The 24,859-nt window shown below is 57.7% G+C and carries 27 protein-coding genes, 1 tRNA gene and 5 pseudogenes; 16 read left to right on the top strand and 17 right to left on the bottom strand.

The genetic code is table 11. The features are described from left to right. Nucleotides 1-71 precede the first annotated feature (71 nt). Together B3I26_RS20515 and B3I26_RS28695 are read left to right on the top strand one after the other, a co-directional pair. Nucleotides 72-1,190, top strand: coding sequence for a hypothetical protein (locus B3I26_RS20515; RefSeq protein ID WP_296260330.1), 1,119 nt, complete (start codon nucleotides 72-74; stop codon nucleotides 1,188-1,190). After that, nucleotides 1,157-1,909 (top strand): SOS response-associated peptidase family protein, encoded by a 753-nt coding sequence (locus B3I26_RS28695; protein ID WP_313484088.1) that lies wholly within the window; start codon nucleotides 1,157-1,159, stop codon nucleotides 1,907-1,909. The genes B3I26_RS20515 and B3I26_RS28695 overlap by 34 nt, the downstream gene beginning before the upstream one ends. Here the strand turns inward: B3I26_RS28695 and B3I26_RS20505 are convergent. From B3I26_RS20505 to B3I26_RS20485, 5 genes and pseudogenes are all read right to left on the bottom strand, one after another. Further along, nucleotides 1,896-2,631 (bottom strand): annotated as a pseudogene (locus B3I26_RS20505) (DNA adenine methylase). The gene B3I26_RS28695 and the pseudogene B3I26_RS20505 sit on opposite strands and share 14 nt — an antisense overlap. A 227-nt stretch (nucleotides 2,632-2,858) precedes the next feature. Continuing rightward, nucleotides 2,859-3,617, bottom strand: coding sequence for an SGNH/GDSL hydrolase family protein (locus B3I26_RS20500; protein ID WP_296260326.1), 759 nt, complete (start codon nucleotides 3,615-3,617; stop codon nucleotides 2,859-2,861). Nucleotides 3,618-3,620: 3 nt separating this feature from the next. Then, nucleotides 3,621-4,103: a hypothetical protein gene (locus B3I26_RS20495; RefSeq protein ID WP_296260325.1), complete on the bottom strand. Its 483-nt coding sequence runs from the start codon at nucleotides 4,101-4,103 to the stop codon at nucleotides 3,621-3,623. Nucleotides 4,104-4,223: 120 nt separating this feature from the next. Beyond that, nucleotides 4,224-4,700, bottom strand: a pseudogene (locus tag B3I26_RS20490) (DUF2280 domain-containing protein). A 29-nt stretch (nucleotides 4,701-4,729) separates the two neighbouring features. After that, nucleotides 4,730-5,344: a putative metallopeptidase gene (locus tag B3I26_RS20485; RefSeq protein WP_296260323.1), complete on the bottom strand. Its 615-nt coding sequence runs from the start codon at nucleotides 5,342-5,344 to the stop codon at nucleotides 4,730-4,732. Between the two features lie 70 nt (nucleotides 5,345-5,414). Here B3I26_RS20485 and B3I26_RS20480 point away from each other — a divergent pair, with 70 nt between their 5' ends. Together B3I26_RS20480 and B3I26_RS20475 are read left to right on the top strand one after the other, a co-directional pair. Beyond that, nucleotides 5,415-5,765 carry a hypothetical protein gene (locus B3I26_RS20480; RefSeq protein WP_296260321.1) on the top strand — a complete coding sequence of 117 codons (351 nt, stop codon included), beginning with the start codon at nucleotides 5,415-5,417 and terminating at the stop codon, nucleotides 5,763-5,765. 136 nt (nucleotides 5,766-5,901) lie between these two features. Then, a complete protein-coding gene (locus B3I26_RS20475; protein WP_296260320.1) occupies nucleotides 5,902-6,468 on the top strand; it encodes a hypothetical protein in 567 nt (188 codons plus the stop codon). Here B3I26_RS20475 and B3I26_RS20470 read toward each other — a convergent pair. Continuing rightward, nucleotides 6,465-6,653 carry a hypothetical protein gene (locus B3I26_RS20470; protein ID WP_296260318.1) on the bottom strand — a complete coding sequence of 63 codons (189 nt, stop codon included), beginning with the start codon at nucleotides 6,651-6,653 and terminating at the stop codon, nucleotides 6,465-6,467. The genes B3I26_RS20475 and B3I26_RS20470 overlap by 4 nt on opposite strands. Before the next feature lie 80 nt (nucleotides 6,654-6,733). Here B3I26_RS20470 and B3I26_RS28690 point away from each other — a divergent pair, with 80 nt between their 5' ends. Beyond that, a complete protein-coding gene (locus B3I26_RS28690) occupies nucleotides 6,734-6,862 on the top strand; it encodes a hypothetical protein (RefSeq protein WP_313484067.1) in 129 nt (42 codons plus the stop codon). A gap of 108 nt (nucleotides 6,863-6,970) precedes the next feature. Here B3I26_RS28690 and B3I26_RS20460 read toward each other — a convergent pair. The 4 genes and pseudogenes from B3I26_RS20460 to B3I26_RS20445 all read right to left on the bottom strand — a co-directional run bounded on the left by B3I26_RS20460 (nucleotide 6,971) and on the right by B3I26_RS20445 (nucleotide 8,809). Then, a pseudogene (locus B3I26_RS20460) lies at nucleotides 6,971-7,245 on the bottom strand (hypothetical protein). A 32-nt stretch (nucleotides 7,246-7,277) separates the two neighbouring features. Further along, nucleotides 7,278-7,600 (bottom strand): annotated as a pseudogene (locus B3I26_RS20455) (MFS transporter). Between the two features lie 157 nt (nucleotides 7,601-7,757). After that, entirely contained in the window at nucleotides 7,758-8,615 is an 858-nt protein-coding gene (locus tag B3I26_RS20450; protein WP_296260316.1) for a putidacin L1 family lectin-like bacteriocin, read from the bottom strand. Nucleotides 8,616-8,623: 8 nt separating this feature from the next. Continuing rightward, on the bottom strand, nucleotides 8,624-8,809 hold the full coding sequence (locus B3I26_RS20445; protein ID WP_296260314.1) for a Com family DNA-binding transcriptional regulator: 186 nt from the start codon (nucleotides 8,807-8,809) through the stop codon (nucleotides 8,624-8,626). Between the two features lie 345 nt (nucleotides 8,810-9,154). Between B3I26_RS20445 and B3I26_RS20440 the strand changes: the two are divergent. Then, nucleotides 9,155-10,138: pseudogene (locus B3I26_RS20440) on the top strand (tyrosine-type recombinase/integrase). A 127-nt stretch (nucleotides 10,139-10,265) separates the two neighbouring features. On the opposite strand, the gene B3I26_RS20435 reads toward B3I26_RS20440, so the two are convergent. Further along, nucleotides 10,266-10,356 (bottom strand) — tRNA-Ser (locus B3I26_RS20435). A gap of 256 nt (nucleotides 10,357-10,612) precedes the next feature. On the opposite strand from B3I26_RS20435, the gene B3I26_RS20430 reads away from it, so the two are divergent. The 7 genes from B3I26_RS20430 to B3I26_RS20400 all read left to right on the top strand — a co-directional run bounded on the left by B3I26_RS20430 (nucleotide 10,613) and on the right by B3I26_RS20400 (nucleotide 14,881). Further along, entirely contained in the window at nucleotides 10,613-11,284 is a 672-nt protein-coding gene (locus B3I26_RS20430) for a Bax inhibitor-1/YccA family protein (protein ID WP_296260312.1), read from the top strand. Nucleotides 11,285-11,399: 115 nt separating this feature from the next. Further along, a complete protein-coding gene (gene tusD / locus B3I26_RS20425; RefSeq protein WP_296260310.1) occupies nucleotides 11,400-11,792 on the top strand; it encodes a sulfurtransferase complex subunit TusD in 393 nt (130 codons plus the stop codon). Nucleotide 11,793: 1 nt separating this feature from the next. Beyond that, the gene (tusC, locus tag B3I26_RS20420; RefSeq protein ID WP_296260309.1) at nucleotides 11,794-12,156 is read left to right on the top strand and encodes a sulfurtransferase complex subunit TusC; all 363 of its coding nucleotides are present in this window, start codon (nucleotides 11,794-11,796) and stop codon (nucleotides 12,154-12,156) included. Beyond that, entirely contained in the window at nucleotides 12,156-12,455 is a 300-nt protein-coding gene (tusB, locus tag B3I26_RS20415) for a sulfurtransferase complex subunit TusB (protein ID WP_296260306.1), read from the top strand. Before tusC ends, tusB begins: the two co-directional genes overlap by 1 nt. Beyond that, complete coding sequence (locus tag B3I26_RS20410; RefSeq protein WP_296260304.1) at nucleotides 12,452-12,787, top strand: TusE/DsrC/DsvC family sulfur relay protein; 336 nt, start codon at nucleotides 12,452-12,454, stop codon at nucleotides 12,785-12,787. The genes tusB and B3I26_RS20410 overlap by 4 nt, the downstream gene beginning before the upstream one ends. Further along, nucleotides 12,784-13,785 carry a glycosyl transferase family protein gene (locus tag B3I26_RS20405; protein WP_296260303.1) on the top strand — a complete coding sequence of 334 codons (1,002 nt, stop codon included), beginning with the start codon at nucleotides 12,784-12,786 and terminating at the stop codon, nucleotides 13,783-13,785. Before B3I26_RS20410 ends, B3I26_RS20405 begins: the two co-directional genes overlap by 4 nt. A gap of 94 nt (nucleotides 13,786-13,879) precedes the next feature. Then, complete coding sequence (locus B3I26_RS20400) at nucleotides 13,880-14,881, top strand: glutathione S-transferase family protein (protein WP_296260301.1); 1,002 nt, start codon at nucleotides 13,880-13,882, stop codon at nucleotides 14,879-14,881. A 112-nt stretch (nucleotides 14,882-14,993) separates the two neighbouring features. Here B3I26_RS20400 and cysG read toward each other — a convergent pair whose 3' ends face one another. From cysG to ftsK, 6 genes are all read right to left on the bottom strand, one after another. Further along, on the bottom strand, nucleotides 14,994-16,388 hold the full coding sequence (cysG, locus tag B3I26_RS20395) for a siroheme synthase CysG (protein WP_296260300.1): 1,395 nt from the start codon (nucleotides 16,386-16,388) through the stop codon (nucleotides 14,994-14,996). After that, entirely contained in the window at nucleotides 16,389-17,669 is a 1,281-nt protein-coding gene (serS, locus tag B3I26_RS20390; RefSeq protein ID WP_296260299.1) for a serine--tRNA ligase, read from the bottom strand. It abuts the gene before it with no gap. 29 nt (nucleotides 17,670-17,698) lie between these two features. Then, nucleotides 17,699-18,073 (bottom strand): fluoride efflux transporter CrcB, encoded by a 375-nt coding sequence (gene crcB / locus B3I26_RS20385; RefSeq protein ID WP_296260298.1) that lies wholly within the window; start codon nucleotides 18,071-18,073, stop codon nucleotides 17,699-17,701. Further along, entirely contained in the window at nucleotides 18,073-19,395 is a 1,323-nt protein-coding gene (locus B3I26_RS20380) for a replication-associated recombination protein A (protein WP_296260297.1), read from the bottom strand. Before B3I26_RS20380 ends, crcB begins: the two co-directional genes overlap by 1 nt. Nucleotides 19,396-19,413: 18 nt before the next feature. Further along, a complete protein-coding gene (gene lolA, locus B3I26_RS20375; RefSeq protein WP_296260296.1) occupies nucleotides 19,414-20,037 on the bottom strand; it encodes an outer membrane lipoprotein chaperone LolA in 624 nt (207 codons plus the stop codon). Nucleotides 20,038-20,113: 76 nt separating this feature from the next. After that, nucleotides 20,114-22,516 (bottom strand): DNA translocase FtsK, encoded by a 2,403-nt coding sequence (gene ftsK, locus B3I26_RS20370; protein ID WP_296260295.1) that lies wholly within the window; start codon nucleotides 22,514-22,516, stop codon nucleotides 20,114-20,116. Between the two features lie 453 nt (nucleotides 22,517-22,969). Between ftsK and aat the strand changes: the two genes are divergently transcribed. From aat to infA, 3 genes are all read left to right on the top strand, one after another. Continuing rightward, on the top strand, nucleotides 22,970-23,659 hold the full coding sequence (gene aat / locus B3I26_RS20365) for a leucyl/phenylalanyl-tRNA--protein transferase (protein WP_296260294.1): 690 nt from the start codon (nucleotides 22,970-22,972) through the stop codon (nucleotides 23,657-23,659). A 46-nt stretch (nucleotides 23,660-23,705) separates the two neighbouring features. Continuing rightward, nucleotides 23,706-24,413 (top strand): arginyltransferase, encoded by a 708-nt coding sequence (locus tag B3I26_RS20360; protein ID WP_296260292.1) that lies wholly within the window; start codon nucleotides 23,706-23,708, stop codon nucleotides 24,411-24,413. A 101-nt stretch (nucleotides 24,414-24,514) separates the two neighbouring features. Continuing rightward, nucleotides 24,515-24,733: a translation initiation factor IF-1 gene (infA, locus tag B3I26_RS20355; RefSeq protein ID WP_002553999.1), complete on the top strand. Its 219-nt coding sequence runs from the start codon at nucleotides 24,515-24,517 to the stop codon at nucleotides 24,731-24,733. The last annotated feature ends 126 nt before the right edge of the window (nucleotides 24,734-24,859 follow it).

Below are 24,859 nucleotides of genomic sequence, written 5' to 3'. Positions count from 1 at the left end.
ACAGTCATTACGATAGCGATAACACCCGAACTAATACCAAGCTGCGCCCTTTAAAAGGATGTTCCGTGCCAATGACGTGCCTCCAGAAACCATTCAAATTCAGCACCGTACTGTCCTCCCTTTTACTGGCAGCCAGTTTGCTGAGCCTTCAGGGGTGCGTACCTATCGGTCAAACGCCCCAGTCCAAAGCCCTCAACGCGTTTGATCCGGAGGCGCTCAAAAAGGAGCAGGAAGAACATAAAAAAGCCGTTGACCAGCTATTTGCTAATGCCAGGGCCGCTGGCAAGGCTATTGTGGTTACCACTACCGCCAGCCTCGACACGCTGCAATTCGACTTCAAAAACAATGATTCCGCCGCAGAGTTCGCAAAGCTTCGTTCGGCCAATGTCCTCTGGCGAAACGCCGCTAACCCTGATCAGGCCTTGAATGTGGGCTACGACACCGACATCAATCGCGACCCGAAGGGTTCGTACTTTCAGAACGGTTTCGGCCGGGCAATTTACAAGATCTACCTAGTTGACCCCGGCCATTACAGCCTAGACACCATCACCTACAACCTGCCAAGGATTCCGCCCAATGAGCCTCTGGGCGAACCGCCGATTTATCCTTCTTCGCTGGGCTTCGCCATATTGTCGCCGTTCAAACTGGATGAATTCGATCATGGCCAGGCTTGGCATGACGCGACTTATGAAAGCACTACCCACCATGAAAGCGTCTGCATCCAAGTAATGATGCCGGAAAACCGCTGCATCAGTTGGGGGGACTCTTCCTATAACGTCGAGCAACAAACATCAAACGCAGGCTGGCGGGATACCACCGAGAAACGCGAGGTACGAGGCCGTGCCGTGAGCATCACCCTCAACCGGCCCTTTGCAACGTTCGATGTGGCGGCAGGCGAAGCCATCATGATCGACGGCTTTTACCCGGAGCCGCCAAGTTCCGGTCTCAAGCCCGGCAGTTGCCAGCAAGCCACCGATACCTCCATGCGATGCGAGCTAAGCGAAACTAAATTGGCGAAAATCCCGGCCAAGGTGGCTGACTTCAACCAGTCGGTCCACCCCGCGCAATATGGCCTCCCTGGCGTAGCCGCTGCGTTGGTAGGCATTGTCTACCGGCCTGTTTCAATCATGGCCAAGAAAACCAGCGCCAGCTCCCAGTGGGGCCAGTCCTACGTTCTGAAAGAAAAATAAAAGCGGCGTTCAGCCCTTCGCCTCTGAATCGGGGCGGGGGCCATTTCCGGGTGCACCCGAATCTGCACCCTGCCCACGCTGAGCGGCTGATTGGGTCAACAGCGGTCTGCCAGAGCCGGGCACCCTACGCCTGGTCAAACTCGCGGGCACCATCCACTTCCGACGCTTCAAACCCGAGACCGTACGATGTGGTGTCTGATCGTTTCAATCACGGTGCCTCATCTGCCGGCCCGTGCTGGGTGATCAGGTTATTCGTCAGGTCTTGCTGCTCGCGTCCTCAAAGCGCGTCAGGCAGCTGTGGCCGAAAGTCGTGCGCTCGCGCCAGCAAACGAGTGTTTGAATGGGTAAAGTACCCTAGAGACCCGAAAAAGAAACAGCCCTACTTCATCAAGCTGCAAGAGGAAGGAACGATGTTCTTCGCGGCTCTGGCGGAGGTGCATTACGGGCTTGAGCCCAACCCGCAGGACGGCTACGTGAGCATCACGGCCGACAGCGATCAGGGCATGGTCGACATTCACGATCGACGCCCGGTGGTGCTGCGCCCGGAACATGCACGGGAATGGGTTGATCCTGAGACGACGCGCGAGCGCGCCGCCGAGATCGCCAGAGAGTGCTGCAGGCCGACCGAAGAATTCACCTGGTTTGAAGTCGCGAAAGACGTCGGGAACGTGCGGAACCAAGGACCGCACCTGATAGAACCGTCTATTACCAGTTCATAATCGCCAGTTCTCCTGTCACCGCGGCTTTTCCATTCCTGTGGTTTGCCGTGCTGTACCGGATACTAAGCTCCTCCATCCGGAATCCTTCAAACACCCGGCGGATGTCCGGATGGTCGTTGATGCTGACCATTACCTTCCCCTGACACCGGCGCATGAAATCGGCCATCGCCTGGTACTCGCCGATTCCGAACTCTGACCCCTGTGTCTGCCAGTACGGCGGGTCCATATAGTGAAACGTGCGGACGATCGTATTTTTCAGCGCATTTCAGCCAAGGCAGGTTTTCTACGTAGGTGCCGGCCAGACGCTGCCACGCATCAGAAAGCGTTTCTTCAATCCGCAGCAGGTTGATCGGGCGCCCAGTGGTCGCGGTGCCAAAGGTCTGCCCAGTCGCTTTTGCGCCGAAGGCGTGGTGCTGAAGATAGAAAAACCGAGCAGCACGCTGAATGTCGGTCAGCGTTTCTGGCCGGGTCCTTTTTTGCCACTCGAAAATCTGCCTTGAGCTGAGGGCCCATTTGAACTGGCGCACAAACTCCTCCAGGTGGTTCTGCACAACCCGGCACAGGCTGACCAGCTCACCATTTATGTCGTTCAAGACCTCGACCTTTGCGGGCTCTGGTCTTTTGAAATAAAGCGCTGCGCCGCCGGCGAACACCTCAACGTAGCACTCGTGCGCCGGAAACAGCGCGAGCAGCGGTTTTGCAAGACGGCGTTTGCCGCCCAAATCGGGTTGGTCATTTTTTGCAAGCCTTTACTGTATGGATAAACAGGTTCTAGGCTCGCCGCGCTTTGTGCACAGAGCGGGAGCCTTGGCTGGACTTACAGGGATAGTCTGCGGTTCGGTGGCCAGCGGGGATGTGGACGCATCCTGCGGGCCGCTCCTTTTTTTGTGTTGCGAAGCGCTCATTCTTCGCCGGTCTTCCAGGGAGGAAGCTCGGGTTTAAGCGCGGTTCAGATCTTTCTGACTCCGAATTGACTCACCTTGACCTTCGAGTCAAACGCCACGCCAACTGCCAGATACAGCCCCATGCGCGAGGTAATGACAGTTTCAGTCCCATCGAACTGATAGCGCTGCGTCTCAAGCGCGCCTTTCCAGTTCGCCGGCAAGGTAAATGGATCCTGGTACTTGTCCATCGAGCGGTAATAGATCGTAGTGGACGTGCCCGCCACCGGCTTGGTGATGATCATCTCAGCCTCCCAACCAAGGATGCCCCGGTCGTTGCCGACGATTTCAGGTGCCGAAACCATCTCAATCACGTCACCCGCCACAAGATTGCTCAGCGTGACGTTGGCCGAAGGCTGCAGATAGATGTAGCCACCCGCCGCCCCCATGGTTCCGCTCAGTTCGACGCACTGTGCTTCGCCGTATGCGGCGGGTTCCTTATACCAGCGAGAGGTTATCCCGGTGAGCCCGGAACCGTTGGCCTTGTAGCTGTCCGCCAGTACCGACCCGGCCACTGGGTTGACCGATACGTTGATTGTCCCAGCCGTCCCGGCCATCAGTGGGTTTGCATTCAGGCAGCCGAACGGGCGAATCGCCGAGTAAACGTCAGCGGCATCCGTCGGCAGCGGCATGCCGAAGAACTCGAAATTGGCATTGATGACCGGCACGCATCGGGACTGAATGAAATCAGCGCCAAGGATGTTGGGATGCAGGCCTTCCACGGTCATTGCTTCGGTAAAGCCATCCCAGATATTGACCACCGGCACGAACTAGCTGACGTAGCTCAGCACCCAGTCCCTGTACGCGATAGCCTCGGCCAGTGCGGCGTCCGTCAGGGCTTTGGCCCCGAACCGGGGCGTTCCAGTACCCACGATCAGGTACTTGCCCGGCGTGTTCTGGAAAGCAGTAATCGCCTTCATCACGTTCGCCTTGCTGTCGGCCAGCGTCATGCCCGGGGTCGTGCTGTCGTTGGTGCGCGAGAGCAGCATCCACAGATCGGCCGTGGCTGACGCCAGGCAAGCCGGGAGCCGGGCCAGGAAAAAGCCAGAGTGGTCGCCCACCTTGCCCTGATTGTCGAGGTAGCTCGGGAACAGGCCGGTCTTCGCCGCGATCGCTCCCGCGTATCCATAGGCCTCAGTGGCGAACGCCTTGGGGTCAATCGTGTGGCAGTTCGCGCTGAAGCTGTTGCCGAGTAAGCCCAAGCCTCGGCGGATCTTCCGCCGCAGCGGTGCCTGGTCCGTAAGCAGACTCATCGGCTGACCTCATAGGCGGCGCCACCAGTTGGAGTAATGCGTGTCGCCGTATTACCCAACTGGAGCGGGTAACCGAACCCTGCAACGAATCCACGAAACTTGTGCGGTAGCTGGAGGAAATCAGCTTGGGGAACGTTCAGGCTCGGCATCCCGCTTCCTCGCATCAATCACATGAACCGACACGGCGGTTGAGACAACGGGCTCCTCGTTCGCATCGGCTCTCTTCTGCCGGTTGACGTACATGTCGCCGGTTTCTTTGGCGGCCTGCTCCAGAATCTGCATGGCAAGCACGATGTTCTTCATCGTCTCCGCTTTCTCAACGAACCGGTTCATGGCTCACAGACGAAACGCGCGATTCGCGATCGGGATATCAGCCGTCTCCTCGCGGAAGCGTTTGCGGGTGTCTTCGAAAGAAGTCTTCCACTTCACATTCAGGTTACGACCGACGTACTTGGTGGGGTCGTACGCTTCACACTGCTGGCGGGAGACATCCAGGCCGAACCCAGCTTTGACGGAGGCGACGACCTGAGACGGCGTATCAAAGCAAGCAAGCGCCTGCACTACGAAGGCTTTCACTTCGTCTCTGAGTGCTGCCATAGGGAACGTCCGTCAAAGTGCTGTCAAAGTCAGGCGGACTTGAGCAGACAGGTTCCGCAGACCCTCGAAATATTTAGTTTCCCCACCTCAGCGGGTTTGTTTGCTGCATCCACCAACGCTTGAACGTCAGGGCTCGTGCCGTAGCGGCGAATCACTCCGAACTCTTCAACATCGTGACCGCGGAGCGTCAGGCTTGGCAGCCCGTCCTTGGTGAACTTGGGTGCGCCATACGCATCAAGCTTCTGGGCAATGTGGTAGAGCTCGTGCTCCACCAGTGCGCAGAAGTCAGCGTCACTGCAACTCGCGCAGTAATCGGCAGCCAATGTAATCAGGAAGGCCGGCACTTCACCGAACCAGTCAATCATTTGCTGCTCTTGCCGCGCTTTCTGCCTCCCCCTGCACGGAAGGCGACCTGTTCGGCCTGACCCAGCACAGTGCGGCCCTGCTTCTCGAAGGCGGACGATGCCCACAGGATGCGAATAGGCGCATAAATCAGCGTGGTCGGGGTTATAGATGCTGCCAATATCAGAGGGGATCTGTTCAGTGATCCAATCCCACACGTCAAGGGCAGGCTCAAGCCTCGGCACTAAGGCATTCAGGTCTGAAAGCGGCAAGAGAGCGGGTGGAGGATGCGGCCTGGTCATCAACTTCCCTCGGGTACACAGATCACTTGTTGATACTATTGGCAACGAGCAGGTAGCCAAGAGGCACGTCATGGACTCCGCATACGCGACTAACATTTTAGTCATCAGCTGTCTGGCAGTCCCAACAGTACTCATGGCTTACAAAGCCGTTGCTGCGGGCCGCGAGCTAAAGATCCGCAACAAGAGGGTGATTGACGAAGCTTTTATCACCGCAACCAGTCTCGATGACATGAGCCACGCAGTCATACTCAAGGACTACGTGAACCTCGGCAGGAAAGGCAGAAGAGACACGCCATTTGAGGTCTATCGAGTAGTCCACGTTCCGCCCACTAGCTGGTTCGCCTACACCCATGTGCAAGGAGCTGATCCGGTGCTGACTCCAATCTCGGAGCAACGTGCGCTGATTGCCGTAAAAAGCTAAACCTTGAATTCAGTGCTGCAAATCAAGGCGACCCGGCCCGGTATGCAGGTTCAATAGCCTCCCAGTCGGGTTGCTTTACTGTCATGTTTTTCCCTGATGAAGTGGCTTAGTCGTCTGTTCAGGCACGGAGGTCATGATGTTCCGCAAGCTGATTTCGCGATTACTAGGGCGCGGTGCCGGGAGCACCAAAGGTGAGGAAACGCTGAAAACCCCGAGCGACACATCGCAGGCGGATATCGAGACCTACTACATCGAAGAGATAGCTGCCTCGCCCTACATTAAAAAGTCGGGGCGTAATACTGTGCTCAACGACTTTCTTCAGAAGACCAAGCTCAGCGCCGGCGAGCTGTTATCGCTCCAAGAGAAGAAAGCCCTGGGACTCAATACGCGGTTCAAAATTACCCGCTGCCAGTACGATGCGCTGACCGTCGAAGGAGTCAACCTTAGTTCTAAGCGAGTGCTAGAAGCCGTCTGTCTTAGGGCGACGTTCAACTATAATCGGCACCGAGACATCGCCAGGATGAAAGGCATAGGCATCACCCAGTATTCTCCAATGTCCTGCGGAGATAGCCGAGACTGCGAATGGTGCGCCTCAATGAACGGTAAGGTGCTAGCGATCGACGTAGACTTCGTTCAACTGATCAAAGAAAACTGCACTTGCGACTACTGCCGGTGCGTTGTGCAGGCAAAACTGACGTTTTAGCCAACCATCCTCGCTGTCTCGCTATACGCCTGCCCGTGGAGTAATGCCACGATCAGGCACTGAGGTAGGCCGGCGGCCTTGGCTACGTCGATGGCTCTGCGGATACCCGCGTCCAGATCATTGACGGCCTGGACCACCTCGGCGCCGAGCGGCAATGCATGATGCAGTCGTGTGACATTGCTCATGCCAGTGGTTCCAAATCGTCTTCAGCCGAAAATATGGTGTCGATGAGCCGCTGCTCAGCCAGTCGCATGGCGCCAATGCATTGCAGGTCATCCCCGCGCTTTCCGAAGCCGAACACATCTACCTGTCCAGCGTCGCAAACAAGCGCAAGTACGCCTACATCGCATGGCGGCAGCTCTCCAGCCTCAAGCTGGTCAGCGACCTTGCGTAACGTGCCCGCAGCATCGCGTCACCCTTCTCGTTCGAAGGTCAGAACACTGAGTTTACTCATGCGCTGCTCCGCGCCACGAAATGGACGCATCTCAATTTGTGGCGCGGGTTACTTGACCCGCTTGCACCGGTCACAGTCCAGCCGCGCGCAGATCCATCGTTTTACCTTGGGCCAGTAACTGACCATAAACATGTGCCGCAATCCGGCCAGGCCAACGCTACGTGCATCGTTACTCCCGCTGAATTGGGCGTGAAGAAGAAACGGTCGGATCGGGCGAGGATGGCGTGACCGCTGATGGCGATCACTGCGTACAGGATCTTGCCGGTCACCCCATCACGGACCTTGCCACTCAGCACGCACCAGGTCGCCCAGAATGCGATCAGTCCTGCAGCCTATGCGTTTAGATATTCGACTGTCATGGGCTTAGTCCTCCGAATTTGCTCCGGATAAATGACCATAGGTCAGCGGCCTTGGTCACCCTGGTAACAGCAGCCATGAGTGATCCGCCGAACGTACTCAGGAGGAAGCCCACCCGGCGACACTGCGTGGCTCGATGATTCCAAAATAAGCACTGACCATGCCGGTCAGGTAATGCGCACAGGCCATGCCTGTGAACAGAAATAGTAACCATGACTTTCGGTCAGTCAGGTCGTCTTTGTGCCACCGTGTGGCAACAAGGGCCCCGAATAGGCCCGCTATCAGCCATTCGAACTTGTCGAGCAGGCGATGAAAGAACATCACGCGCAATACTCCGTACTGGGCATGAAAAAAAGCCTCGGCGTATACCGAGGCTCACAAGCATTGCGGCTCTAAGTTGTAATACGGAATGTCAACAGCCAAAAAACCAGTCAGGCATCATGGCCGTCTCCGCACTAGGTAAAGTCAACCGCAGCAGTTAAAACGTGTATAGAACGCGGCTATAGAACGTTTTAAGTTCGTCCTTAGTATGGTCAGGGTAATAAACAGCGCGTGCTTTTACCAAGGGCGTATATCCGAACCGAGCCCAGACGACTTTGTGTACCACGATGGAAAAGCTGCCATTAGCCTGGATGCGTGCATGAGCACCTGGGAAAGCAGTGGTACCTGTATTCCAAAGCGCCTTGCCAGCGTTATCGTAAATCACGAAATTGCCGTCAGTTTGCATTACGGCCAACGAAGCGGCCTTATTTTCTGTGTAACTGGCCCAAACAACTGAGTTGTCGGCACCGTAGAGGACCAAGTTTCCATCAGTCTGAAATTTAAACCAATACGAACCGACGACTAGCTCCTCACCCGGGGTCATGCTGCTGCCTGGAGGAATAATTGCTGCCGGCACATCTGGCGTGACAGGAATCGACTTGTTGGTTGCCCATACCGGAATCGCATCGATGCTCACAAGGTTGCCGTCGTCTTGCAATTGCGTGAACGTTCTTACCTGCGCTGCAGCAGTATTTCCGTCAAGTGGCGTGCTGGTGGTCGCTTGCCACTGCCGCCCGCGTTGCAGATCCCTGAGCCCCAAACTACCGAACATGGTTACTCTGCTGTATTCACCGGCGTCGTAACGCTGAGGATATACCTGAGTAGAATACGGGGTGTCTTTATACGCAGACCACGCTCTAATATCGCCATCGCTGAGGACTAGATCCGAATCTTCATTGAAGCGCAGCATCCAGCGTTTATTTGGAGACTGGAGATATTGCCCGAGTTGCATTTGAGTCTTCGGCAACAGAACGGATGAGCCGTTTTGAGCGCTTGGAAGGGGTGTAAAGGCCATTTGATTACCTATTGAGTCGAATGAGTTGGTGCGGAGGATTCCGCATTCATGTCGCTCAAAGGCGATAGCTCGGGGCTCGTGGCCCTCACATGATTCAACGTCCCGCATCGGGAACATTTGATCTGGAGCTCCGTCATCTCACCGCTACGGGCGAGAAGTCTTTTGCACTTTCCACATCTGTAATCTTTCAGCATTCTGCAAAGCCTTTTGGTTTCTGCTAGGCCCCGCCCCGCTCGCGCGAGCAGTGAGGGCCTTGGCTGGCTTGCAGGTACACTCTGCGATCTGGTGTCTCCACGGGGTGTTAGCGCACCCTCTGGAGTCGCCCTCTCTTTAACGCACAAATAAAAAAGCCCCGATCATCTCGGGGCTTTTTTGTTTCTGGTAGGCAATAAAAAGCCCGACACATTGGTCGGGCTTTGGAGTAAGTTGCCGCACGCAAAATGCTCAATATGGGGAAATGATGCCCTCAGCCGTGCGGGAAGTCAAGCAGCCTCATTCATTTGATAAATTATCGCTCCCATGGGACTCAAGGCCAAGCGATCAAGGTCCTCGCAGCACTCGAAGATCAGAGTGACCGGGACTCAACTGGCAGGGAGATCCCGCTGGGCAGTGACCTGGACAAGGCCAGGGGTGAAATGGGCAGAGCTCGAAGCAAAGGACAAGCCGGCTGACTTGAAGGTTATGAAAGCAATTTTCGACCGGTACGACCGAGAAATCATTCCGAAAAAGGCGCCGCGCACCCAGGTGGATAACCGAGCGGAGCTGAAACAGCTCCGCCCGCTCTTCGACGAAGCACCGATAGATTCGATCACGCCGTCGATGATCGCTGGATACCGGGACGCCCGGACGGCAAAGGTCCGCGCCAACCGCGAGATTGCCCTCCTGTCGCACATCTTCAACATGGCGCGCGAGTGGGGCCTCACTGAACGGGAGAACCCGTGCCAAGGCATCAGAAAGAATAAGGAGACGCCACGTGACTATTACGCAAACGCGGTGGTGTGGGACGCCGTGTACGCCATGGCAGAGCCGGAGCTCAGGGAAGCAATGGATCTGGGTTATCTGACTGGCCAGCGGCCTGCCGATGTCTCATGCGCAGCGACGATCGTGATGGTGGTTACTTCATGGTCATCCAGGGGAAGACGAAGCAGAAGCTCAGGATCTTACTGACGACGGAGTCGGGGGAGAACAGCCTGGGCAGATTGATCCGGGAGATCACCGAGCGGAACGCTCATCACCCGTCCAAGTACCTGCTGATCAGCAAACACGGAAAACGAATGACCAAGGGGATGTTGCGTCTGAGGTGGGACAAGGCCCGAGAAAAAGCACAGCAGAAGGCTATCAAGGAGGGCGACCCGATGCTGGCAGCAAACATAGGTGGATTTCAGTTCCGCGACATCAGGCCAAAGGCAGCCTCAGAGATTGTCGATATCGGCGATGCAAGCCTGCTGCTGGGGCACACCAGACAGGAGATCACCAAGCGCGTCTACCGGCGCGTCGGCGTGACCGCCAAGCCATCAAAATAGGAGAAGTTTCGGAACTCGTTCCCTGAAAGTTTCGGAACCCTGCCTTAAACGATCAAAAAGCACCCCGGCGAACACCAAACGCCAGAAACGAAAAGGCCCTGAATAATCAGGGCCCTGTCGTAATATTTGGCGGGAAACCAGGGATTCGAACCCTGGGTACGCTATTAACGTACGCCGGTTTTCAAGACCGGTGCATTCAACCACTCTGCCAATTTCCCGGATGCTGCTGGGGTGGGGTGTGTAGCGTGCAGTCAGGATGTACCTAAGATAAGAACTCAGGGACCTGTGACAGTCATCAGTCTTCAAGACTGCTGCCTTAAACTACTCGGACACGCCTCCAGTTGCGTTGCGGGCGCCATAATACCTTAATGAAACAAGCTGTCAAACTCTGTTCCTCGCGTGTGACGGCGGCTCTGTTATGATCTTTGCAACTTGAAATTTCAAACCACCATCCCCGCCATCAGGAGTAGCGCCATGCGCGAACAGGATTACGCAAGCAACAACCGCGTGCAGGTCGAGCAGCTAGAGGTTAGCCGCGTCCTGCGCAATACTTACGGCCTTCTGGCCCTCACCCTCGCTTTCAGCGGCATCATGGCATTCGTTGCGCAGCAAATGCATGTGCGTTATCCAAACGTATTCGTGGTGCTAATCGGCTTCTACGGCCTGTTCTTCCTTACCAATAAGCTGCGTGACTCGGCATGGGGTCTGGTCTCCGCGTTCGCGCTGACCGGTTTCATGGGCTTCATTCTTGGTCCGATTCTTAACCGTTACCTGGGTATGCAGGGCGGCGCCGAGATCGTTTCTTCGGCGTTTGCCATGACCGCACTGGTGTTCGGGGGCTTGTCGGCTTACGTGTTGATTACGCGCAAGGACATGAGCTTCCTCGGCGGTTTCATCACTGCAGGCTTCTTCGTCCTGCTGGCGGCGGTGCTGGCGAGCATGTTCTTCCAGATCAGCGGTCTGCAACTGGCGATCAGCGCAGGCTTCGTGCTGTTCTCCTCGGTGTGCATCCTGTTCCAGACCAGCGCTATCATCCAGGGCGGCGAGCGCAACTACATCATGGCGACCATCAGCCTGTATGTATCGATCTACAACCTGTTCATCAGCCTGTTGCAGATCTTCGGCATTATGGGTCGTGACGACTGATCAGTGGCGACCGCCTCAACAAAAAGCCCGCTTCTGCGGGCTTTTTGCTGTCTCGTATGGTCGAATTCTTTATCATTGGCCTCATTCACCTGCCAGCCCGCTAAACGAGCCGCCCATGAAGTTCGCCATTGCCCTTTATTCACCCGCGCATGCACCCTCTTCGCGCCGCGCCCTGTTGTTCGCGCAGGCTGTGCTGAGTGGTGGCCATGAAATCGTGCGGTTGTTCTTCTATCAGGACGGGGTCCATAGCGCATCGGCGAATGTCGTCACCCCACAGGACGAGCTGGACATAGTTGCGCAGTGGCGCGATTTCGTTAGCCATCACCAGCTCGATGGCGTTGTGTGCATCGCCGCTGCCCTGCGTCGCGGCGTGCTGAATGAAGAGGAAGGCCAGCGCTATTCACGTACTGCCGCGAATCTCGATGCGCCGTGGGAACTTTCAGGCCTAGGGCAGTTGCATGACGCAGTACAAACTGCGGACCGTTTGATCTGCTTCGGAGGGCCCTGAGATGCCGAAATCGTTGCTGATTATCAGCCGCCAGTCGCCGTGGTCCGGGCCTAGTGCGCGTGAAGCGCTGGATATCGCGCTAGCAGGCGGCGCCTTCGATCTACCGTTAGGGATGCTGTTTCTGGACGACGGTGTGCTGCAGTTGGTGCCGTCACAGAGCGCTACTCACGTACAGCAAAAAGACATCACGGCCAATCTCCAGGCGTTGCCGATGTTCGGGGTCGAGGACCTGTTTGCCTGCCACACCAGCCTCAACGAGCGTGGGCTGTCGCTGACAGAGTTGGGTATCCAACCCTTGAAGGTCCTGCACGACCAGGAAATTGCCGCGCTTATTGACCGATATGACCAGGTGATCACGATCTGATGTCGACCTTGCACGTGTTATCCCACTCCCCCTTCACCGACTCACGCCTGGGCAGTTGCCTGCGAGTGCTTGGCAGCGAAGACGCGATCCTGCTATGCGGCGATGCGACCTACGCATTGACCGCCGCTACGAGTGCGCACCAGGCGCTGGACAGCAGAGCCGGGCAGCTAAAGCTGTACGTCCTCGACGAAGACGCCAAGGCGCGCAACCTGACACTGCCCGGTTGGGTCATCAACGTCGATTACCCCGGATTCGTTGCGCTGTCTGTGCAGTACGATAAGGTCAACACGTGGCTATGAAACAGCTCATCGTGGACGGGTGCAGCATTGCCCTGGACAAGGATGGTTACCTTGTAGACCTGCACGACTGGTCGAATAAGGTCGCCCAGGCCCTGGCGCAGGAAGAGGGTATCGACCTGACCCCCGAACACTGGGAGATCCTTGAACTGCTGCGGGCATTCCATGCCGAATTCCAACTCTCCCCCGCGACCCGGCCGCTGGTGAAATACACCGCGTTGAAACTGGGCGTCGAGAAAGGCAACAGCCTGCACCTCAATCGTCTGTTCAACGGCACTCCCGCCAAACTTGCCGCCAAGCTGGCGGGCCTGCCAAAGCCGACCAATTGCTTATGACCGAATTTGCCCCTCTGGTGACCGAACCCTCTGCCGAGCACCCTTTTGCTCAATTCGTACGCATTTTGGGCAAGGGCAAGCGCGGCGCGCGCAACCTGACCCGTGAAGAAGCCCGCGAAGCCATGGGCATGGTGCTCGATGAGAAGGTCGAGGACACCCAGCTCGGCGCTTTCCTGATGCTGCTGCGCCACAAGGAGGAAAGCGCCGAAGAACTGGCAGGCTTCACCGAAGCGGTGCGCGAACGACTGACAGCTCCACCTCTGGCAGTGGATATCGACTGGCCGAGCTATGCGGGCAAAAAACGTCATTTGCCATGGTATTTGCTGGCCGCCAAATGTCTGGCGCAGAACGGCGTACGGGTGCTGATGCACGGGGGTGGCGCGCACACCGCCGGGCGTCTGTACAGCGAGCAGTTGCTGGAGCTGCTGGGCATACCGCTGTGCCGCAACTGGCAGTCGGTGGGCAACGCCCTGGAGATGCAAAGCATTGCATTTATCCCGCTAGGGGATTGGGCGCCGCAGTTGCAACGGATGATCGACCTGCGCAACACCTTGGGCTTGCGCTCGCCCATTCACTCGCTGGCGCGGGTTCTCAACCCGCTGGGCGCGCGCTGTGGGCTGCAAAGCATCTTCCACCCCGGTTATCAGTCCGTGCATCGCGATGCGAGCAGCCTGCTGGGCGACCACGCCATCGTCATAAAGGGTGATGGGGGCGAAGTGGAGATCAACCCCGACACCATTAGCCACCTGTACGGCACTACCGACGGTCAGCCGTGGGATGAGGAATGGCCAGCGCTGTCCGACCGCCGCCATGTCAAACCCGCGACCCTGGATCATTCACAGCTCGTGGCCTTCTGGACAGGCGACATCGAAGACCGTTATCCGCGACTGGCATTGATCTCGACCATGGCATTGGCCTTGCGCGGTTTGGGAATGCCGCGTGCCGAAGCTTTTCAACAGGCCGAGGCGTACTGGGTCAATCGAAACCGATCGATATAGACGATCATTCTCCCCGACTCTTTGCGTTATTTGCCCGAACGATTGTTCTTAGACTGTCTCCAACGCACGACGCACGCATCTTCTGGAGACATATATGGGCCTGCTGGTTGAAGGACGCTGGCAAGACCAGTGGTACGAGAGCAGCAAAGACGGGGCATTTGAGCGAGAGCAGGCTCAGCGCCGCCACTGGGTGACCGCAGATGGCCGCGCTGGCCCTTCCGGTGAAGGGGGTTTCAAAGCTGAGGCCGGTCGTTATCACCTCTACGTCTCACTGGCCTGCCCTTGGGCGCATCGAACCCTTATCGTGCGTCAGCTCAAAGGTCTGGAGCGATTAATCGATGTGTCGGTCGTAAGCTGGCTGATGCGCGAAAACGGCTGGACGTTTGATACACAAACCGGTTCGACAGGTGATCCGCTTGACGGTCATGCCTTTATGTACCAACGCTACTTGGCGGACACTCCCGACTACACAGGCCGCGTGACCGTGCCGGCGCTATGGGACAAAAAGCTGCAGTGCATCGTCAGCAACGAGTCGTCTGAAATTATCCGAATGTTCAACTCCGCATTCGACGATCTGACCGGCAATCGTCTGGATCTATACCCTGAAGCATGGCGTACCCAGATCGATCGCTTGAATGACGAGATTTATCCTGCGGTGAATAATGGTGTGTATCGGGCAGGCTTTGCTACCTCACAAGGCGCCTATGAGAAAGCCTTCGATGACGTATTTACCGAGCTCGATAAACTTGAACTGCTACTGGGCGAGAAGCGCTACCTGGCCGGGGCATACCTGACCGAAGCCGATGTGCGCCTGTTCACCACGCTGATTCGCTTCGATGCCGTCTATCACGGCCATTTCAAGTGCAACCTGCGTCGGATTGTGGATTATCCAAACCTGAGCAATTGGGTGCGTGAGGTGTACCAGTTGCCAGGTGTTGCTCAAACCGTGGACTTCGAGCATATCAAGCACCACTACTACGCCAGCCACGCCACCATCAACCCGACAGGCATCGTGCCCAAAGGGCCGGCGCAGGATTTCAATGCCGAGCATGATCGTGAACGACTGAGCGGCAACGGGATTTTTCACAACCGCTGATCATGCATTCAAGTGACCTGCCTGCACCGAAAGGCGCTTGAACCTGGCGTGTCAACGAACTCGCGGTCACGGCGGATTGCGAGCTGCCTTGCCTTCCAACCGTCCTGATGGATCAAACGCCCGCCTGAGCGCCTTCGAACCACGCCAGCTTGTCCCGCAGCATCACCACTTCCCCTACGATCACCAACGTGGGCGCATGCACTTCATGCTCCGCCACCAGTTGCGGCAGGTTGGCCAGCGTGCCGGTGAACACCCGCTGATTGGTGGTAGTACCTTGCTGGATCAGCGCCGCCGGCGTCTCCCCGGAGCGGCCATGTTTGATCAGCTCGCTGCAGATGATCGGCAAGCCTATCAGGCCCATGTAGAACACCAGCGTCTGCGTCGCGGACACCAGGTCGCTCCACGGCAAGTCCGTGGTGCCATCTTTCAAATGCCCGGTGACGAAACGCACCGACTGCGCATAATCACGATGGGTCAGAGGAATCCCGGCATACGCCGCGCAGCCACTGGCTGCCGTGATACCCGGTACTACCTGAAACGGTATCCCGTGGGCGGCCAGCTCTTCGATTTCTTCCCCGCCCCGGCCAAAGATGAACGGATCGCCCCCCTTGAGCCGCACCACGCGCTTGCCCTGCTTGGCCAAATTAACCAGTTGCTGGTTGATCTGGTCCTGAGGCAGCGCATGATCGGCGCGTTGCTTGCCGACGTAGATCCGGTCTGCGTCGCGACGGCACAATTCGAGAATCGCAGGTGCAACCAGACGGTCGTAGAGCACAACATCGGCTTGCTGCATCAGGCGCAGTGCCTTGAAAGTCAGCAGATCCGGATCTCCAGGACCGGCACCGACGAGATACACTTCCCCCGCAGCGCTCGGTGCATCGCCTTCGATCTTGGCCTTGAGCAAGCGTTCGGCTTCAGCGCCCTGCCCGGCCAATTGGCGGTCGGCGATCGGCCCTTGAAACACCTCTTCCCAAAACGCCCGGCGCTGCTGGACGTTGGGAAACAGGCTCTTCACCTGATGGCGAAAGCGCGCCGCCAGACCCGCCAGATGGCCATAGGTCGGTGGAATCCAGCTCTCCAGTTTGGCCCGAATCAGCCGCGCCAGCACCGGCGCATCGCCGCCACTGGATACCGCTATCACCAACGGTGAGCGATCAACGATGGCCGGGAAGATCACGCTGCACAGGGCAGGCGCGTCCACTACATTGACCGGCACACCCCGCCGACGAGCATCGGCTGACACCCGGGCATTCAGCGGTTCATCATCAGTGGCGGCAATGATCAGCACGCAATCGTCCAGATCCGTTTCGCTGTAACCACGCAGAATCTGTTCGCCACCGCTGCTGTCGATCAGCTCCCGCAGCTCCGTTCCGATCTGAGGTGCAACCACCCGCAGGACCGCGCCGGCGTCGGCGAGCAGACGAGACTTGCGCAAGGCAATCTCGCCGCCGCCCACCACCAGCACGCGGGCGCCCCGCAGGTTGTGGAACAGTGGCAAAAATTCCATTTAGCCGATGACCTCGATGCCACCCATCCACGGCTTGAGCACTTCAGGCACACGAATCGAGCCGTCGGCCTGCTGGTAGTTCTCCAGCACCGCGACCAGCGTACGCCCGACCGCCAGGCCGGAGCCGTTGAGGGTGTGAACCAGCTCCGGCTTGCCTGTTTCCGGATTACGCCAGCGGGCCTGCATGCGCCGCGCCTGGAAGTCGCCACAGTTGGAGCAGGAGGATATCTCGCGGTATTTGTCCTGGCTTGGAATCCACACTTCCAGGTCGTACGTTTTCACCGCACTGAAGCCCATATCCCCTGTACACAACGCCAATACGCGGTACGGCAGTTCCAGCAGTTGCAGAACGCGCTCGGCGTTGCCGGTCAGGCTTTCCAGCGCTTCGAGGGATTTTTCCGGCTCAACGATTTGCACCATCTCGACCTTGTCGAACTGATGTTGACGAATCATGCCGCGTGTATCGCGACCCGACGCTCCGGCCTCGCTGCGAAAGCACGGTGTGTGAGCGACGAACTTCAAGGGCAACTGCCTGGCATCGAGGATTTCGCCCGCGACGATGTTAGTCAGCGAGACTTCGGCGGTGGGGATCAGGTACAGATCGGCTTCGCCTTCGCGGGCGATCTTGAACAGGTCTTCTTCGAATTTCGGCAACTGGCCAGTGCCTTGCAGCGCCGGGGCCTGCACCAGATACGGCGTGTAGGCCTCTTCGTAGCCATGCTCATTGATATGCAGGGTAATCATGAACTGCGCCAGCGCGCGATGCAGGCGTGCAATCGGACCACGCAGCAGAGCGAAACGGGCACCGGAAAGCTTGGCGGCGGTTTCGAAATCCAGCCAACCGAATTTCTCGCCCAGCGCGACGTGATCCTTGACCTCGAAATCGAACGACGCCGGAGTGCCCCACTTGCGCACCTCGACGTTTTCTTCTTCGTCAGTGCCGACCGGCACCGATTCATGCGGCAGGTTCGGCATGCTCAGCAGCATGGCGTCCAGCTCGGACTGAATACCGTCCAGCTCTTTCTTGCCAGTGCTCAACTCTTCGGCCATACGATCGATGTCAGCCATCAACGGCGCGATATCTTCGCCGCGTTGCTTGGCCTGACCGATGGATTTGGAACGGGCATTACGCTCGGCCTGAAGCTGCTCGGTGCGGGTCTGCACCGTCTTGCGCTGGTTCTCCAGCGCTTCGATACGGGCTACGTCCAGTGTGAAACCACGGGAAGCCAGGCGATCCGCTACGTCCTGAAGCTGGGTACGTAACAGTTTGGAGTCGAGCATATCGTTGCCTCGTTATTGAATCGGGTTTATTAAATTCGGGTCAAAGACAGGCCCGCCCACGTCGCGAGCAGGCCGCCGAACACACTGATGGCGGCATAGCCGATGGCCAGCGGTGCCTGCCCGCTTTCCAGCAAGCGCAGCGTATCCAGGGAAAACGATGAAAAGGTCGTCAGTCCGCCGACAAAACCGACGATCAGACCGGCACGAATTTCGATGGGCACTTCCGGGCGCAATAAAAACCAGCCGTACAGCAGTCCGATGATCAGGCAGCCAACCAGGTTGACAGCCAGTGTTGCCGTATAGAAATGTTTGGGCCAGTTGGCCGACACCCACGTGCCCGCCGCAAAACGCAATAATGTACCAGCGATCCCCGCTATCGACACCGCAAGAATGGTCTGAATCACTATTTTCTCCGCTGACGGGGACTGGCGCGGTCGAGAGCGGCCAAGTGTTTGAGTTTCTCGCCGATCTTCAGCTCCAAGCCACGGGGGACCGGGTGGTAATACTGACGCGGTTCGAGTTCGTCGGGGAAGTAGTCCTCACCGGCGGCGTAGGCGTCCGGCTCGTCATGGGCGTAGCGGTATTCTTCGCCATAACCCAGCTGCTTCATCAGTTTGGTCGGTGCATTGCGCAAATGCAGCGGGACCTCAAGCGAGCCATGCTCAGTCGCTTCGCGCATCGCCATCTTGAAGCCCATGTACACCGCATTGCTTTTCGGCGCACACGCCAGGTAGACGATGGCCTGGGCTACAGCCAGTTCACCTTCGGGGCTACCCAGTCGCTCCTGCACATCCCAGGCAGACATGCACAGGGGCAGCGCGCGCGGGTCGGCGTTGCCGATGTCCTCGCTGGCCATGCGCACCACACGCCGAGCCAGATACAGAGGGTCGCAGCCACCGTCGATCATGCGCGCGAACCAGTACAAAGCCGCGTCGGGATCCGAGCCGCGAATGGACTTGTGCAGCGCTGAAATCTGGTCGTAGAACGCCTCGCCGCCCTTGTCGAAACGACGGCGGCTGTCACCCAGCAGGCTCTGCAGCAGCTCGGGTTCGATTTCACTGCCGTCCTCGGCCAGGTCCGATGCGTTCTCCAGCAGGTTAAGCATCCGCCGTCCATCGCCATCGGCCGCGGCCAGCAGGGTCTTGAAGGCTTCGTCACCCAATGTGAGATGACGATTGCCCAAGCCACGCTCCTCGGTCAGCGCGCGGTCGACCAATCGACGCAGCGCCGCCTCATCCAGGCTTTTGAGTACGTACACCCGGGCCCGCGACAGCAGCGCGTTGTTCAGCTCGAAGGATGGGTTTTCGGTGGTCGCACCGATGAAGATCAGCGTGCCATCTTCGACGTAAGGCAAGAACGCATCCTGCTGCGATTTGTTGAAACGATGCACTTCGTCAACGAACAGGATGGTACGGCGACCGTATTGACCCGCCTGCTGCTTGGCGATTTCCACTGCCTGGCGGATTTCCTTGACCCCCGCCAGGACGGCCGAAACAGTCTCGAAGTGAGCATCCGAGACTTTCGCCAACAATCGCGCCAGCGTGGTTTTGCCCACGCCGGGCGGCCCCCAGAAAATCATCGAGTGCAGCGCACCCTGCTCCAGCGCTTCACGCAGGGGCTTGCCATGGGCGAGCAGATGCTGCTGACCGACGTACTCATCCAGATTGGTCGCACGCAACCGGGCGGCCAGGGGTTGGGCAATCGGCTCACTGCTGAACAGGTCCATGCTGGACTCTCGAACCTCTTATTCCTGAATGACGTCGGCGCCTTTCGGGATATCGAACTTGAATCTGTTCGCCGCAACAGACTCGTTAGCCTTGACACCGGTGAACAGGATATTGGTGCGCTGACCCACGCTGTCGATCAGTTGCATCTCGTTGATCAAGCCGTTACGGAACGACAGACGCAGACTGTCGAATAACGTGTCCTTGGATTTGGGCTTGAGCACGAAATCGATCACTCCACCCGACTCCCTGGCGCTGATGTCGAAGCTCTCGCTGATTTTCGACACATCACCGGACAGCAGCAAGGCTGGGGTCTGGGTCAGGCGCTGATCGAGGGTCTTGATGGTGACCTGCTCGAGATCCGGGTCCCAAAGAGTGACCTTCTTGCCATCGGAGATCATCGTCTGTTCCTGAGGCACGTTGGTGTGCCAGTAGAACAGACCGGGACGCTGCAACGTCATTTCACCCGAGGTCTCCTGCAACTGCGTGCCGCCGCCATCGAGCGTCAACTGCGAGAAGTTGCCGGTAAGGGTTTTCGAGCTTTCCAGCAATTGAGTCAGGCGCGCTACGTCCTTGCTGTCGGCGTGGGCAGGGACAGCGGAAAAAGCCAGTGCAGATAGCAACAGCACGCGGATAAGACGCATGGGATTCCTCTTAAGATTCGGATAACGCCGAACGGCACCTGTACGGGCGCCGTTCGGGCGTGTAATGGACAAAGTGTCAATCACGCATGGGGGCTGGCGCAATCACTTCCCGCGAGCCATTGGTGTTCATTGAGGTTACGACGCCGGCCATTTCCATGGCCTCGATCATGCGCGCTGCGCGGTTGTAGCCAATCTTGAGCTTACGCTGCACAGCCGAGATCGAAGCACGACGGCTTTCCAGTACGAACTTGACCGCTTCGTCATACAAGGCGTCGCTTTCGCTGTCCTCGCCATCGCCGCCGCTGCCACCTTCGAATCCGCTGCCAGCCTCTTCGACGCCCGCGAGAATGTCATCGTTGTAGTTCGGCGTTCCGCGCAGCTTCCAGGCCTCCACCACGCGGTGAACCTCGTCGTCGGACACGAATGCGCCGTGTACCCGGATCGGCAGGCTGGTACCGGGTGGCATGTAGAGCATGTCCCCGTGGCCAAGCAATTGTTCGGCGCCACCCTGATCGATGATGGTGCGCGAGTCGATCTTGCTCGACACCTGGAACGCCATCCGGGTAGGAATGTTCGCCTTGATCAGACCGGTGATCACGTCAACCGATGGGCGCTGGGTCGCAAGAATCAAATGGATACCCGCCGCACGGGCTTTCTGTGCGATACGGGCGATCAGCTCTTCGACCTTCTTGCCCACGATCATCATCATGTCGGCGAACTCGTCGACCACCACGACGATAGTCGGCAGCTTGGTGAGCAGCGGCGCTTCATCATGAATGCTTTCACGGTGATAAAGCGGGTCGGACAATGGCGTACCGGCTTCCTCGGCCTCTCTGACCTTTTGGTTGAAGCCCGACAGGTTACGAACGCCCATCTTGGCCATCAATTTGTAGCGCCGCTCCATTTCAGCCACCGACCAGCGCAAGGCATTGGCGGCATCCTTCATGTCGGTCACGACCGGACAGAGCAGATGCGGAATGCCTTCGTAGATCGAGAGCTCAAGCATTTTCGGGTCGATCATGATCAGCTTGGCGTCTTCCGGACCGGACTTGAACAGGATCGACAGAATCATTGCGTTCACGCCCACCGACTTACCGGAACCGGTAGTACCGGCCACCAGCAAGTGCGGCATCTTCGCCAGGTCAGTGATCACCGGCTTGCCACCGATGTCATGACCCAATGCCAGGGTCACCGGGGACTTGGCGTCGTCGTATTCAGGGGTCGAAAGAACCTCGGAGAAGCGCACGATCTGCCGGTCTTCATTAGGAATTTCGATACCCACGGTGGTCTTGCCCGGAATCACTTCGACCACACGCACGCTAGTCACCGCAAGGGAACGTGCAAGGTCCTTGGCCAGATTGGCGATGCGGCTGACTTTTACGCCAGCGGCGGGCTGGATTTCGTAGCGCGTGATCACCGGACCCGGATGTATCGAGTCCACCGAAACCTCGACACCAAACTCCTTGAGCTTGATCTCCAGCAGATGCCCTACGGCGGCCAGGGACTCCGGCGAATAATTGAGTTGTTTCTTCTCTGCCGGGTCGAGAATGGAGATCGGCGGCAAGGTGCCTTCCACCGCACTGTCGACGAACAACGGCGCCTGCTTTTCTTTCTGCACACGCTTGCTCGGCTCGGGCGCTTTGGGAGGAGCAGGTGCGATCACTGCCGGGATGTGCTTTTCACGAGCGCTCATGTGCTCGCTCAAGGCCTGCTCACGCTCGATCAGGCGTTCCTTGGCCCTGGCTTGCTCACGACGGTCCGGTACAACCGGGGCGACGACTTCATCGACACGCATATCGACTTCGCGCAGTTGAGCGACCATCTGCTTGCGCTCGTTGCGCTCGGCCCACCAGCGATTGATCGCGCCCTGGAACAGCTCGAAAAGGTCTAGAGTGATCTTGCCGGTGGTGTCCATGACCTTGAACCAGGAGAGGTCGGTGAACACAGTCAGGCCGAACAGGAACAGCGCGATGAACAGCAAAGTGCTGCCCTGCACGTTCAGCGCGCGCTTGGCCAGATCGCCAAGGACCTCGCCCAGCACGCCGCCCGCCGAGCCCGGAAGGCCTGCCGTAGAGTGGAAGTGGATATGCGCCAGCGCGGCACCGGCCAGAATCAGGAACACCAGTCCAATCATGCGCCAGGAAAACAGCCAGCCGCTCCACTGCCACGGTTCGTGGCGCTGACGAAACACCTGATACGCCTTGACACCCAGTAGAATCGGGAAGATGTAGGCAAAATAGCCCAGCACCATGAACAGGATGTCAGCGGAAAAGGCACCGGCGCGACCTGCCGCATTCTGCACTTGCACGGAGCTGCTGGTGTGGCTCCATCCCGGATCGGCCTGGTCATAGGTCAACAGAGCCATCATCAGGTATAGGCACAAAAAGCCGAATGCGATCAGTGCACCTTCCTTCAATCGGTAGTGCAAATGCTGCCGCCAGAGCGGTACGGGGCTGGGTGCTACGGTGGATTTCTTCAAAACGCTTCAATTCCTGCGCGCTAGCGCGAACATCTACTGGTGGTTGACTATGTACGACTGCATCGACGAAATAGTGCCGACCGACGCCTGACTATTGCGAAACGTCAACGAGGTTGGACGCACGCTCGACAGGTGACTTGAAAAGAGGTTAAACAACATCGGGCATTGTACGGATTTGCACGCTGCACGCCACGATAGTCTGGCGCCGACGTTGCAGATCTTCAAGCACCGGTGACAGCGGGCGATTTGATCATGCATTTTCTTTGCTGACAAAGGCTTATGGCCCGATTTTTTACGTTATGCAAAACTGTCCAATGGCCATGATCCTGATGAAATCCGAACATCTGCCACGTATTACCCATGTATGGAATGGTCAATCGCCTGTGACCGCAATCACGACTTGTAGTTGCACAGGTGCCACACTCCCCTCCCCTCTCGCAAAGTCGGAACGCCATGCTTACCTGGTTACCACGCGACACCCTCGTTTTTCCGCCGCTTGAAAAAGCCATGCGCGAACCCAACGGGCTGCTGGCCGGGGGCGGTGACCTGTCTCCGGACCGGCTAATCCAGGCCTACCGCCACGGTTGTTTTCCCTGGTACCAGCAGGGTCAGCCGATTCTCTGGTGGTCACCTGATCCGCGCACAGTGCTGTTTCCTGACGAACTGCACATTTCTCGCAGCCTGGCCAAAGTCATGCGTCAGCAGCGTTATGAGGTCACGTTCGACCAGGATTTCGCCGCCGTCATAAGCGCTTGCGCCGAGCCTCGTGCCTATGCCGATGGCACCTGGATCACCGGTTCCATGCAGGCGGCTTATATAGAGTTGCACGCGCGCGGCCATGCCCACAGCGTTGAGGTCCGCGACAACGGCGAATTGGTAGGCGGCTTGTATGGGCTGGCGATGGGGCAACTGTTTTTCGGCGAATCGATGTTCAGTCGTGCCGACAATGCCTCAAAAGTCGGTTTTGCCACACTGGTCGAACGACTGAACGCATGGGGCTTTGTATTGATCGATTGCCAGATGCCGACCCAACACCTGGAAAGCCTCGGTGCTCGTTCGATCCCCCGACAAACTTTCGCGGCCTATCTGCACAAACACCTGGATCTGACAAATTCCTCCGACTGGTTACCTAGGCGAGTTTGATTCGGCTGGCATACACTCTTATCTATAGTTTTCTCGAGGGTTGATCATGACCGAGCTGGCGCGGCTTAAGTTTTATGCCACTCAACCCCACTCCTGCAGCTACCTGCCCGAAGAGCAAGCCACCACGCTGTTCCTCGACCCCAGCCAGCCAATGGATGTTCAGGTCTATGCCGACCTTTCCGACATGGGGTTCCGTCGCAGTGGCGATCATCTCTATCGCCCGCACTGCCAGAACTGCAGTGCCTGTGTACCTGCCCGTATTCCTGTAGGGCTTTTCGTACCCGATCGACAGCAAAAACGTATTTTCAAACGGAATACCGACATTGAAGTGACGAGCGCCAAACCGCACTTCAGTGAAGAGTATTTCGACCTCTACCAGCGATACATCGAGCAACGTCATGCAGACGGCGACATGTATCCGCCCAGCCGCGATCAGTTCTCGACGTTCCTGGTCCGCGACCTGGCCTTTTCGCGCTTCTACGAGTTCCGTCTTGAAGGACGCCTGCTGGCGGTTGCGGTGACCGACTTGCTACCAAACGGCCTGTCAGCGGTGTATACATTTTATGAGCCTGCCCAGGAGCGCCGCAGCCTGGGCCGCTATGCGATCCTCTGGCAAATCGCCGAAGCGGCTCGCCTGGGACTGCATGCGGTGTATTTGGGTTACTGGATAAAAAACTGCAAAAAGATGAATTACAAGACCCAATATCGCCCCATCGAACTGCTGACCAACCAAAGATGGGTCACTCTTTACTGAATCCCTTGGCTTGACCCTCACTTTTCGGGCACAATGCAGCCCGCTTTTGCCTGGCTGCCGTTTGCACCGGGCCATTCATTGGATACCGAGGGCTTTACTGCATGTCGAAAGAAGACAGCTTCGAAATGGAAGGCACTGTCGTCGACACCCTGCCCAACACCATGTTCCGTGTGGAGTTGGAAAATGGGCACGTCGTAACCGCGCACATCTCCGGCAAGATGCGCAAGAACTACATTCGTATTCTTACCGGCGATAAGGTCCGCGTTGAACTGACGCCCTACGACTTGAGCAAAGGGCGCATCACCTACCGCGCCCGCTAACAGGTCTTAACAAAAACGCCCGGCAAAAACCGGGCGTTTTTGTGTGCGTGTCAATTACAAGCCCGATACCTCGCGCTGTAACAGTACGGCTTGAGCAATCGCGTTCAACCGTTCGTGGCTGCTGTC

The organism is Pseudomonas sp. UBA5706 (assembly GCF_002419965.1).
Lineage (GTDB): Bacteria > Pseudomonadota > Gammaproteobacteria > Pseudomonadales > Pseudomonadaceae > Aquipseudomonas.
Note: the sequence above shows the minus strand (reverse complement) of the source record. Positions and strands in the feature narration are given on the sequence as shown.